The sequence below is a fragment of the Corynebacterium sp. A21 genome, assembly GCF_052266655.1.
GTDB lineage: Bacteria > Actinomycetota > Actinomycetes > Mycobacteriales > Mycobacteriaceae > Corynebacterium.
The window spans coordinates 104,207-116,065 of sequence record NZ_JBQPQY010000007.1 but is presented as its reverse complement, the minus strand read 5'-3'; the positions used below and the strand labels follow the sequence as shown (position 1 = coordinate 116,065).

10 protein-coding genes are annotated in these 11,859 nt (G+C 63.2%); 7 read left to right on the top strand and 3 right to left on the bottom strand.

Translation table 11 applies throughout. From position 1 onward, the window contains the following. Nucleotides 1–131 precede the first annotated feature (131 nt). The 6 genes from dnaK to ACTU46_RS11330 all read left to right on the top strand — a co-directional run bounded on the left by dnaK (nt 132) and on the right by ACTU46_RS11330 (nt 8,227). On the top strand, nt 132–1,994 hold the full coding sequence (gene dnaK, locus ACTU46_RS11355) for a molecular chaperone DnaK (RefSeq protein WP_443381785.1): 1,863 nt from the start codon (nt 132–134) through the stop codon (nt 1,992–1,994). Then, a complete protein-coding gene (gene grpE, locus ACTU46_RS11350; protein WP_443381784.1) occupies nt 1,991–2,644 on the top strand; it encodes a nucleotide exchange factor GrpE in 654 nt (217 codons plus the stop codon). Before dnaK ends, grpE begins: the two co-directional genes overlap by 4 nt. 357 nt (nt 2,645–3,001) lie before the next feature. Next, on the top strand, nt 3,002–4,195 hold the full coding sequence (gene dnaJ, locus ACTU46_RS11345; RefSeq protein WP_443381806.1) for a molecular chaperone DnaJ: 1,194 nt from the start codon (nt 3,002–3,004) through the stop codon (nt 4,193–4,195). 67 nt (nt 4,196–4,262) lie between these two features. Further along, nucleotides 4,263–4,718, top strand: coding sequence for a heat shock protein transcriptional repressor HspR (locus ACTU46_RS11340; RefSeq protein WP_443381783.1), 456 nt, complete (start codon nt 4,263–4,265; stop codon nt 4,716–4,718). A gap of 265 nt (nt 4,719–4,983) precedes the next feature. Further along, nucleotides 4,984–6,504, top strand: a complete 1,521-nt coding sequence (gene exaC, locus ACTU46_RS11335; protein WP_443381782.1) for an acetaldehyde dehydrogenase ExaC — start codon at nt 4,984–4,986, stop codon at nt 6,502–6,504. Between the two features lie 484 nt (nt 6,505–6,988). Then, a complete protein-coding gene (locus ACTU46_RS11330; RefSeq protein ID WP_443381781.1) occupies nt 6,989–8,227 on the top strand; it encodes an MFS transporter in 1,239 nt (412 codons plus the stop codon). Between the two features lie 92 nt (nt 8,228–8,319). On the opposite strand, the gene ACTU46_RS11325 is transcribed toward ACTU46_RS11330, so the two are convergent. Together ACTU46_RS11325 and ACTU46_RS11320 are read right to left on the bottom strand one after the other, a co-directional pair. After that, on the bottom strand, nt 8,320–9,501 hold the full coding sequence (locus ACTU46_RS11325) for an alpha/beta hydrolase (protein ID WP_443381780.1): 1,182 nt from the start codon (nt 9,499–9,501) through the stop codon (nt 8,320–8,322). After that, on the bottom strand, nt 9,498–9,764 hold the full coding sequence (locus tag ACTU46_RS11320; RefSeq protein WP_443381779.1) for a hypothetical protein: 267 nt from the start codon (nt 9,762–9,764) through the stop codon (nt 9,498–9,500). Before ACTU46_RS11320 ends, ACTU46_RS11325 begins: the two co-directional genes overlap by 4 nt. A gap of 91 nt (nt 9,765–9,855) precedes the next feature. Here ACTU46_RS11320 and ACTU46_RS11315 point away from each other — a divergent pair, with 91 nt between their 5' ends. Continuing rightward, nucleotides 9,856–10,665, top strand: coding sequence for a carbon-nitrogen hydrolase family protein (locus tag ACTU46_RS11315; RefSeq protein ID WP_443381778.1), 810 nt, complete (start codon nt 9,856–9,858; stop codon nt 10,663–10,665). A gap of 27 nt (nt 10,666–10,692) precedes the next feature. Here the strand turns inward: ACTU46_RS11315 and ACTU46_RS11310 are convergent, their stop codons facing one another. After that, nucleotides 10,693–11,856, bottom strand: coding sequence for an FAD-binding oxidoreductase (locus tag ACTU46_RS11310; RefSeq protein WP_443381777.1), 1,164 nt, complete (start codon nt 11,854–11,856; stop codon nt 10,693–10,695). Between the last annotated feature and the right edge of the window lie 3 nt (nt 11,857–11,859).

Below are 11,859 nucleotides of genomic sequence, written 5' to 3'. Positions count from 1 at the left end.
GGTTAGGCTCGTTGTCATAGATACAAGGTTGAGTGTCATCGGCTCAAGGGGATCTGTTAGTCTGGTTCCAGAAGTTGAGCTGAGCGCAGTCAACTTAAAGATAGATCCCGGATCAACAGGAGGAAATCACTATGGGACGTGCAGTAGGAATCGACCTCGGTACCACCAACTCGGTGGTGTCTGTATTGGAGGGCGGCGAGCCCGTCGTCATCGCCAACTCTGAGGGTGCCCGCACCACCCCGTCGATCGTTGCTTTCGCCAAGAACGGCGAGGTTCTGGTCGGCCAGTCTGCGAAGAACCAGGCAGTCACCAACGTCGACCGCACCATCCGCTCCGTCAAGCGCCACGTTGGCACCGACTGGTCTGTCGCCATCGATGACAAGAACTACACCCCGCAGGAAATCTCCGCTCGTACCCTGATGAAGCTGAAGCGCGACGCTGAGGCATACCTGGGCGAGGAGGTTACCGACGCTGTCATTACCGTCCCGGCCTACTTCGAGGACGCACAGCGCCAGGCCACCAAGGAGGCCGGCCAGATCGCCGGTCTGAACGTTCTGCGCATCGTTAACGAGCCCACCGCTGCTGCACTGGCCTACGGCCTGGAGAAGGGCGAGCAGGAGCAGACCATCCTGGTCTTCGACCTTGGTGGCGGTACCTTCGACGTCTCCCTGCTGGAGATCGGCGACGGTGTTGTCGAGGTCCGTGCCACCGCCGGTGATAACAAGCTCGGTGGCGATGACTGGGATCAGCGCGTCGTCGATTGGCTGGTTGAGAAGTTCAAGGCTGCCAACGGCATCGACCTGACCAAGGACAAGATGGCGCTGCAGCGTCTGCGCGAGGCCGCTGAGAAGGCCAAGATTGAGCTCTCCGCTTCTCAGTCCGCCAACATCAACCTGCCCTACATCACCGTTGACGCCGAGAAGAACCCGCTGTTCCTGGACGAGACCCTGTCCCGCACCGAGTTCCAGCGCCTCACCCAGGACCTGCTGGATCGCACCAAGAACCCCTTCAACCAGGTGATCAAGGATGCGGATCTCTCCATCTCCGAGGTCGACCACGTGGTCCTCGTCGGTGGTTCCACCCGTATGCCGGCCGTGACCGACCTGGTCAAGGAGCTCACCGGTGGCCGCGAGCCGAACAAGGGTGTTAACCCGGATGAGGTCGTCGCCGTGGGCGCTGCCCTGCAGGCCGGCGTGCTCCGCGGCGAGGTCAAGGACGTGCTGCTGCTCGACGTCACCCCGCTGTCCCTGGGCATCGAGACCAAGGGTGGCGTGATGACCAAGCTCATCGAGCGCAACACCACCATCCCGACCAAGCGTTCCGAGACCTTCACCACCGCCGAGGACAACCAGCCCTCCGTGCAGATCCAGGTCTTCCAGGGTGAGCGCGAGATCGCTTCCGCCAACAAGCTGCTCGGTTCCTTCGAGCTCGGCGGCATCGCACCGGCACCGCGTGGCGTCCCGCAGATCGAGGTCACCTTCGACATCGACGCCAACGGCATTGTCCATGTCACCGCCAAGGACAAGGGCACCGGCAAGGAAAACACCATCAAGATCCAGGACGGCTCCGGCCTGTCCCAGGACGAGATCGACCGCATGGTCAAGGACGCCGAGGCTCACGCCGAGGAGGACAAGCAGCGCCGCGAGGAGCAGGAGACCCGCAACTCCGCTGAGTCCATGGCCTACCAGACCCGCAAGTTCGTCGAGGAGAACTCCGACAAGGTCTCTGAAGACCTGAAGACGAAGGTCGAAGAGGCTGCCAAGGCTGTCGACGAGGCGCTGAAGGGCGATGACCTCGAGGCCATCAAGGCTGCCGTGGAGAAGCTCTCCACCGAGTCCCAGGAGATGGGCAAGGCCATCTACGAGGCTGACGCCAACTCCGGTGCCACCCAGGCCGAAACCCCGGATGCCGATGACAACGTCGTCGACGCCGAGGTTGTCGACGAGGACTCCGCTGAGGGCGCCGAGGATAAGAAGGAGGGTGACGCGAAGTGACCCAGTCCAACGGCATGCCGGAGAACCCCGGCGACCCGGAGAACACCGATCCGGAGGCAACTTCGGCGGAGCGTGCCGAGGCTGCTACCGAGGAGGCCGAGATCGGCCAGACGGCAGCGCCCGAGGATGCGGCTTTCGATGCGACCCTGGAGAGCGACATCAATGCCGCGCTCGCTGATCTGGACGCCGAGCTTGCCGACGCCGAGGCCTCCTCGGAAGAGGGGCTCGAGGCCAGCGTTGAGGCAGAACTCGCCGAGCGCACCGAGGATCTGAAGCGGGTCAGCGCGGAGTACGCCAACTACCGTCGTCGTACCGAGCGTGACCGCCAGGGTGTCATCGACACCGCCAAGACCACGGTCATCATCAAGCTGCTGCCGATTCTCGATGATCTCGATCTCGCAGAGCAGCACGGTGACCTCACCGAGGGACCGCTGAAGGTCTTCGCCGATAAGTTCCGTAGCACCTTGACGGAACAGAAGCTGGAATCCTTCGCGGTTGAGGGTGACCCCTTCGACCCGGAGATCCACGAGGCAGTCCAGGATCTGTCCTCCGGCGATGAGAAGGTCATCGGCACGGTCCTTCGCAAGGGCTACCGCTCCGGCGAGCGGATGATCCGCACCGCAATGGTCATCATCGCCGACCCCGCCTGAGATTGAACCAATCCTGACCGGTGTATACCGGTCAGAACATTCAATCGGGGATCAGGAACCCGCACCTTCTCATCGGAGAGCGTGCGGGTTCTTCTCGGCTCAGGTGCTGATGGATGCAGGTGTTGTGGCACAAAGTGCCGTGGGTCAAGTTCAAAAGCGCTGGCTGAAGGGAGCTTCGGTTCAACAGGCTCAGGCCGGGTACAGAGCATCAGAGGGACTGTGGTTTTCAGTGGGATCCAGCCTCAAACTTCAGTGCGTTAGACTCAACCACAAGTAATAACCAGCATTTGGCCGATGCTCTGCGGTTGCCGCTGAAATCAGTTGAAACGAAGTTCTACAGAAGTTAAAGGAGAGTGTCTGATGGCACAGAACGAGTGGGCAACTAAGGATTACTATGCCGACCTCGGGGTGTCTTCGACCGCCAGCGCGGAGGAGATCAAGAAGGCCTACCGAAAGCTCGCCCGCGAGAACCATCCGGACGCCAAACCCGGTGACACGCCCGCGGAGGAGCGCTTCAAGAAGGCCGCCGCCGCCTATGACGTGGTCGGCGACGAGAAGCAGCGCAAAGAATACGATGAGATGAAGGCAATGCTGGGTGGCGGAGGTTTCTCCGGCTTCGGCAGGGGCGGGGGCGCCGGATTCCCCGGCGGGTTTCGCCAGACGTCGGACTTCAACACCTCCGACCTCTTCGGCGACCGATCCAGTGGAGGATTTTCTGAAGACGGCGGTCTGGGCGATATCTTCAGTGGCCTTTTCAACCGCAGCGGCGGTTCTCGCGGGACAGCTCGGCCGACGCGGGGCGCAGATGTCGAAACGGAGATCACCCTTGATTTCGTCGAGGCGGCGAAAGGGACGACGATCCCGCTTCAACTGACCGGTGATGCGCCCTGCAATATCTGCCACGGTTCGGGATCCAAATCCGGCAACCCCTCCACCTGTGGCGACTGCTCCGGCACCGGCTTCACCTCAGAAAGCCGAGGTGCCTTCGGACTCTCCGCACCCTGTGCCACCTGCGGTGGCTCCGGCCAGGTCATCACCGACCCCTGTACCCACTGCTCCGGCACCGGTACGGTCAACCGCACCCGCTCCATCACCGTGCGGATTCCCTCCGGTGTGATCAACGGGCAGAAGGTTCGCCTCGCGGGCCAGGGCGAGGCCGGTCCCAACGGTAAGCCCGCCGGTGATCTCTTTGTCACGGTGCATGTCCGTGAGGACAAGGTGTTCACACGATCCGGAGATGACCTCGAGGTCACGGTTCCGGTGTCCTACACCGAGCTAGCCCTCGGCGAGACCATCACGGTGCCGACCTTGGATTCCCTGGTGCGGGTCAAGGTACCGGCGGGTACCCCGAATGGCCGCACTCTTCGGGTGCGGGGCCGCGGCGTCCCGAAGCGCAGCGGCGAGGCCGGTGACCTGCTGGTTACTGTGCAGGTGAAGATTCCCAAGGACCTGAATGCGGCGGCAACCAGCGCGCTGCGGACCTACGCCCAGGCCGAGAAGGACTCCGGTTTTGATCCCCGGGCAGAGTGGGCCGGAGCGCAGCGGAAGTAGTGTTCCGGGATTCCGGTGTGAGCTGATAGTGGTGGGATTCGAGAGCGGAGGGAGGTGAGGAGAAATCATGGCGACACAAGAATCCGGAACGTCTTCCGGCCAGGATCCGGTGGATTCCATCGAGGTCGGTGAGGTGTTCGTGATCTCGGTGGCGGCGGAACTGTCCGGCATGCATGCGCAGACATTGCGCACCTATGACCGGATGGGTTTGGTGACCCCGATCCGAACCTCCGGTGGCGGCCGGCGTTATTCGCGCCGGGACGTGGCAATGCTCCGAAAGATTCAGCGCCTTAGCCAGGACGAGGGGGTTAATCTCGCCGGTATCAAGGCGATTATTGAACTCACCGAGGCCAATGATGTGCTGCAATCCGAGGTGGCTGAACTTCGGGTGGCGAACCAGCAGCTACGTGATCATCTGGAACGTGGCGGCGGACGCTCCCGTGGGGAGATCGTGCACGTTCCCCGCTCCACCGCTGTGGTGATGTGGGAGCCGCGCCGTTCCCGACGCGAACGGCAACGTTAGCCAACTTCGCCGGGGATGCGCCCCTCCCCATCCTGGAAACCCTCGCCACCCCCATCTGGGGCGACGAGGGTTTTCTCTATTTCCTTCTGACCAGCGGCTATCGTGGAACCGTGTCATCTTCTCAGAATTTCCAATGCTGCAGTTCACACCTGGGAAATGAAAGTTGCTTGCGTCACATCTGGAGTGCGGATACAAAGGGGGGTAGTCATCACAGCCCCAGCAGGACTGTTCGGGCGACTCGAATTTTCAGAGGAAAGGCTTCACCATGACCGTGTATGCAAACCCGGGTACCGAAGGCGCGATCGCCAACTTCGAGAAGCGATATGAAAACTACATCGGCGGTAAGTGGGTGCCGCCGGTGGAGGGTCAGTACCTGGAGAACATCACCCCGGTCACGGGTGAAGTCTTCACCGAGGTCGCCCGCGGCACCGCCGCAGATGTTGAACTCGCGCTGGATGCCGCCCATGCCGCCGCTGATGCCTGGGGCAAGAGCTCCGTGGCGGAACGCGCCCTGATCCTGCACCGGATCGCTGACCGCATGGAGGAGCACCTCGAGGAGATCGCGGTCGCCGAATCCTGGGAGAACGGCAAGGCCGTCCGCGAAACCCTCGCCGCCGATATCCCGCTGGCCATCGATCACTTCCGCTACTTTGCCGGTGCCATCCGGGCGCAGGAGGGGCGCACCTCCCAGATCGACAATGACACCGTGGCCTACCACTTCCAGGAGCCGCTGGGCGTGGTCGGTCAGATCATCCCCTGGAACTTCCCGATCCTCATGGCGACCTGGAAGATCGCCCCCGCACTGGCCGCCGGTAACTGCATCGTCCTCAAGCCTGCGGAGCAGACCCCAGCGTCAATTCTCTACCTCATGAACATCATCGGTGATCTGCTCCCGGATGGTGCGCTCAACATCGTCAATGGACTGGGGGGCGAGGCCGGTGCGGCACTGTCCGGCTCCAACCGGATCGCCAAGATCGCCTTCACCGGTTCCACCGAGGTCGGCAAGATCATCAACAAGGCCGCCTCCGACAAGATCATCCCGGTCACCCTGGAGCTCGGCGGTAAGTCGCCGTCCATCTTCTTCAAGGACATCATGGACGAGGATGACGGATTCCGGGAGAAGGCCCTCGAAGGTTTCGCGATGTTCGCCCTCAACCAGGGTGAGGTCTGTACCTGTCCTTCCCGTGCGCTGGTCCACGAGTCCATCGCCGATGAGTTCCTGGAGCTGGGCACCAAGCGGGTCGAGGCCATCAAGATCGGTAACCCGCTGGATACCGAGACCATGATGGGCGCCCAGGCCTCCCTGGAGCAGATGGAGAAGATCAGCTCCTACCTCGAGCTCGGCCCGAAGGAGGGCGCCCAGACCCTGACCGGCGGTAACGTCAATAAGATTGAGGGTCTGGAGGGTGGCTACTACATTGAGCCCACCGTCTTCCGCGGTGACAACTCCATGCGCATCTTCCGCGAGGAGATCTTCGGCCCGGTGCTCTCCGTGGCCACCTTCAAGGATTTTGATGAGGCGATCCGCATTGCCAATGACACCAACTATGGCCTGGGCGCCGGTGTCTGGTCCCGCCAGAACAACATTGTCTACCGTGCCGGCCGCGCTATCCAGGCTGGTCGTGTCTGGGTGAACCAGTACCACAACTACCCGGCGCACTCCGCCTTCGGTGGCTATAAGGAGTCCGGTATCGGCCGCGAAAACCACCTGATGATGCTGGACCACTACCAGCAGACCAAGAACATGCTGGTCTCCTACACGGAGAAGCCCTCCGGCCTGTTCTAGGTTCTGCTACGAAAGTCGTGTGAGCCACCGGTCGATGTTCGCGATTCGGACGGTGGCATCGAAACACACTGCGAGGTCGTGTTTGAGCGCGTTAAACACCACGCAATGGATGTTTCGGCCCTTGTGCGCCCCCGGATCACCGACCGGTGGCCTGCCACCGCGTGATCCTTTCGCCGCGCGGTGGCTTTCTGGTTTTCTTTTATCGGAATCCATCGCTGCGATGGCTCGATGCCGCAGGTAGGGTCGGTTCGCCCGCGAAGGGGATGCCTTGTCCACCAACCGCCGATCCATCCGTTGTGGCGAGTCCCGGTGGTCAGGTTGCGCAGCTCGTGGCATCGGGGTCTGCCGGACTGCTGGGATGTGGGGAGCAGGGGGTGCAGTACTACCCATTAACTCAATCTTGCGGATAAACGCCGGTAAAGCCAGTGGAACTGGGCTAGGGTCACCTACCTAAAGCAACCTCTTAAACTAGGAGCTCCACGGCATGACCACTGTCTCGCAGCCGCCTACCCTCACCGGTCGACGATCGGGGAACGCGACGTGGATCGTCGTGGTGGTCTGTGGCGTCATCGCAGCGATGCACGTATGGAAACTTCCCAGTGCGCTCACGGAGGTCCAGGCCGATCTCAGCATCAGCCTGGTGCAGGCCGGCCTACTGTTGGGGCTGGTGCAGCTGGCGGGAGTATTCGGCGGAATTCCGGCATCCATCATGGGCGAACGCGTGGGGCTGCGCCGGACCGTGATCCTCGGCCTGGCCCTGCTGGTGACGGGCACCGTGATCAGTGCTCTGGCGACCACGTCAGCGGTGATGATGTCCGCCCGCGCCCTGGAAGGCATCGGGTATCTCGCAGTCACTGTGATGGCTCCGGCGTTGATCCGCCGCGACACCCCGACCGACCGGTTGACCATCGCGATGGGGGCCTGGGCGGGGTTCCAGGGGATGGCGACCTTCATTGCCGTGCTGGGCAGCTCACTTCTCCTGCAGGTCACTGATTGGCGCATGTGGTACTGGATCATGGCTGCCGTGACCGCCGTCGGGATTCCGCTGCTGCTGAAGTTCACGGCCCCAGATTCCCGGCGGGAGGGTGGCGTGGGAGCGGCCTTCGGCCGGGTCTGGGTGACGGTGCGCAGCTGGAAGCCGTGGATCGCCGGTGCGGTGTTCTCCTGCTACACCGTCCAATGGACTGCCGTGATCGGGTTTCTGCCCACCGTCTACGAGGCGTACGGGGTCGGCCCCGTGCTGGGTGGGGCGCTCTCGGCCGTCGCCGGCGGGGTCAACGCCGTGGGCGCGGTAATGGCCGGATTACTGCTGCGGCGCGGAATTGCCGTCCGCAAGCTGGTCATCACTGCCTTTGTGGTCATGGGCATCACTTCCTTCGGTGTCTACGCCGTGGATTGGTCTGTCCTACCCGGTACCTTCATCCCGCAGTTTGTGCTGGTCTGTATCTTTTCGATGGTTGGCGCCCTGATCCCCACCTCCATGTTTCGGATTGCCGTGGACCTGGCCCCGCCCGGGGGTTCGCCGCCCGGTGTGGTCGGGCTGATGCAGCAGATGCAGAACACCGGAAATTTCCTCGGCCCCATCCTGTTGGCATGGTTGGCCGCACAGGCCCATGGCTGGCACACCTCCTGGTGGCTCACCGCTGCCGCGGGCACCCTCGGCATCGCATTGATCATGCTCTTCTCCGAGGAACGGCTGGGTTTTTCCTTGCGGGAGAAGTAAGCGTCGAGGCATCGTCGAGGGGAAGCTCGCTGACCAGAAGCTAAAAAAGAACCACTGGTGTCCCGCGTTGAACAGCGCGGCACCTCAGCGCCTCATCTCCCGGCCACTACCGAGCGAAGCTGCCCGAGAAACTGCGGATCATGCCAATACTCGGAGTGATTGGCCGGTGATTCCCACACCGTGGCGCCAAAGGTCCGGGAGGTGGGGTCAACACCGTGGATCCCGCCTAAAGCGGTGGCAGAGAGGCCGATCGGGTCCGTTGATCCGGTAACCGCATGAACGCGGGGTGTCTCGCTGTCCAGATGAAGGTGCTCGGCTTTGGCCACCCCGACGCCGGGACTGCCGATCAAGACCACATCATCGGCGGCCAGCCCGGGTCCCCGCCGGTTCGCGGCCCGGCCGACCACCACTGATCCGTAGCTGTATCCGAGCATCACCCGATGTTGTCCCGGATTCCGGCGGGCCAGTTCAGATTGAAACTCACGGAGCTTTGGTGCCGCCTGTTCCGCGGGAATCCGGCTCAGTGCCTCGGGCACCGTGGCGGGGGCAGGGTGGCCCATCCACAGGACCGTGGCGGCACCGGTGGCCTGGGAGATATTCCGCGCGCGGTCAACGTAGGTGGGCCAGCTTTCGGGGGCCGCGGACCCGGTGCCAGCAGCGATGGTGACCACGGCATCAGCGGTGTCGATATCCCCGAGTGCCGCCACAAAGGTGCCTTCGCCGACCTCCAGGAACTGCAGCTCCGGGTGTTGGCCGGCCAGCTGCTCAAGTTCCGGCAGGAGATTCGGTAGATGGTATTCGTGGATGGCGGCGGCGGAAAGTCCCTGGAAGTCAGCGAAGGCTTCCGCTGGCGGCGGCACCTCCACCGCGCAACGGGCGGTGATTTCCCGGGCACACATGAAATCAAGGAGCTGGGCGGCCGCCGCCACCTGCTGCAGAATAACGGTTAGACCGGGGTGGTATTCGCCGAGGGCTTCCGCCAACGGGAGGGCCCGGTCCAGGAGTTCCTCCCAGGGGATCAGCAGCCCGGCCACCTTAGCGAGTACCTCGCTGACCTCAGTGATCTGCTGAGCGACCTGGGGGAGTGGGGCGTGCTGCAGGTTCAGGTGGCGGAATCCTTGCTCGAATCCTGCCCCGGACGCCGTTGCCGCCAGCGCCGACCACTCAGTCTCCCGATCGCTGGCCTCCCCCACCATCGCGGTGCCGCTATGTCGTAGCAGTTCAGCGAGGCTGAGCAGGTCTGGGCTGTGCAGCGGTAGCAGGGGTGTGCTCATCGGTAAGCCTTGAAACTCTCCGAGAACTCCCGGTCGGTGGATTCCAACGCCAGGCTGAACTCACGCAGCTGGGTCAGGTGATCTCCGACCGCCTGGGAAGCCAGCGTGCAGTGTCTTCGCCAGCGCTGTGTCGCCTCTTCCAGTGCGGTGGCGGTGCGACTGGTGCCCGGGAGAGATGTGGTCGGGGGAATGCGAAAAGGGTGGTTGAGCTGGGTCAGGGCAGCAGTAAGATGGGTGTCAAAGTTCAGGGCAGCGGAGTTCATGGGCACAGTGAAACTCACTTCCCGGTGATCAGGCAATCACCGGCTGCACCCATCTGTGGATAACTACCAGTTGTCCACATAGTCTGGGTTCATGCGCATCGCAGTGGTACAGCTTCAGTCCGGAGCGGATACGCTGGCCAATTTGGCCCAGGTCCGTGATACCGCCCGCCAGGCCGCCGGGGAGGGGGCGAAACTCATCGTCTTCCCCGAGGCCACCAGTCAGGCTTTCGGTACCGGCCGACTGGACCGCCACGCCCAGGAGCTTGAGGGGGAATTCGCCACCGGAGTCAAGGATCTTGCTGAGGAGCTCGGGGTGGTGATCATCGCCGGTATGTTCAGCCCGGCGGACACCATCGAGCGTGCGGGCAAGACGATCAACCGGGTTTTTAACCTGGCATTGGTCACCGGCGGTGGGCACCACACCGGCTACCGCAAGATCCACACCTATGATGCCTTCAATTACGCGGAATCAGATACGGTGCACCCCGGTGATCAGCTGCTCAACGTTGAGGTGGCGGGCCACACCATCGGCGTGGCGATCTGTTATGACGTGCGTTTCCCCGAGCAGTTCAAGGAGCTGGCACGCCAGGGGGCGAAAGCGATTGTGCTGCCGACCTCCTGGGCGGACGGTCCGGATAAGTTGGCCCAGTGGCGTACCCTGACGGCCGCCCGGGCTCTGGACTCCACCAGTTGGATCATCGCAGCCGGGCAGGCCCGTCCGGGTGGGGAGGCTGAGGGTGGCAAGCCCAGTGGGCCGACCGGCCTGGGACATTCCTGCGTGGTTGATCCCAATGGCAACCGGGTGGCGGAGGCCGGCTACGGCGAGGAGACGCTCATCCTTGACATCGACTTTGATCTGGTGGACAAGGTCCGAAAGGTACTTCCTGTCCTAGAGGCCTGATATATCCGCGTAGCACCGGGGGGAAAGTCACCAGGCTTCGTAGTGCACGTGGTTGAAGGGGACTCCACCGCGGTAGAGGGTGCGCACGGTCTCGTGCACGCCTCGGGCGGGACCTGCGACGAGTACCTCATGGTTGGGCCAGCGGCCTTGCGCCAGGACGCATGCGCCGAGGTCAGCGCTGACCTGAAGTTCCAGTCCCTCGGGCCGCTGCGAGGTGGTGGTTGCCCCGACCCACCAGGGATCGGTGTCATGTTCCACGACCGGGGTGATCTCGAGCCAGTCCACGGCCTGGGCGACATTCCACAGTGCGAGCAGATCATGCAGCTCGCCGGGGTATTCAGCGCTCATGATCAGGTGGACTGGCCGGTGCGGTCCAGGTTTTTGGAGCAGATCGAAGATGATGGCGCGCATGGGAGCCAGGCCCATCCGGTGGGCGATCAGCAGCAGTGGGGAACTGCTCTGGGGGACCAGGTTTCCGGTGGGGGCGCCGAGGGTCCAGAAATCGCCGACCCGGGGGGTGGCGAGCATCGGGGAGACGGTGCCCTTCTCATGGATCTGGATGTGGAATTCCAGCTGGCCGTAGTCATTGGCGGGCAGCGCCGGGGAGAGGTTCCGCCAGGTGCCGGGCAGAAAGTTCATGGCCACCGGGATGTGCTGACCGGCGTGGTATTTCATGCCCGGGGTTTCCAGGTGGACCACGCTGATCCGGCGGCTGCGGCGCTCAACGTGGGTGATGGTGGCCAGGTAGGCGGCCGGCACCCCGGCCAGGTCCTGCTCGAGGGCGGCGGCGGCCATGGACCGGCACACCTGGCGCAGCGCCTTCTGGGCGGCGGCGATGATGGCAGGGTTGGTGGCGGGAAGGGCATCGTCAAGCGCGGCCGCGAGGGCCTCGCCGAAGGGTTCATAGGCTTCGGAGGGGAAGCCGTGGCGGCGGTGCTGCACACCGTGGCCGGCCACATAATTGAGCACGTGCTGCGGTACCTCGCCGCTCAGGGGCGTCCGGTCTAATACATCTGTAATAGCCGGGACCAGCTGGAGGTGGGTGCGTTCCCGGGAGAGCGGGAAGATCGAGCGGGCCTCCAGGATGCTGGTGAAGAAGTGGTCATGCACCAGATCCAGGAACCGGGCCTCCTGAGCACGCACCTTGCTGGCTACATCGGAAAGCGTCTCGGAGGGGATCACGTTTCCCATTGT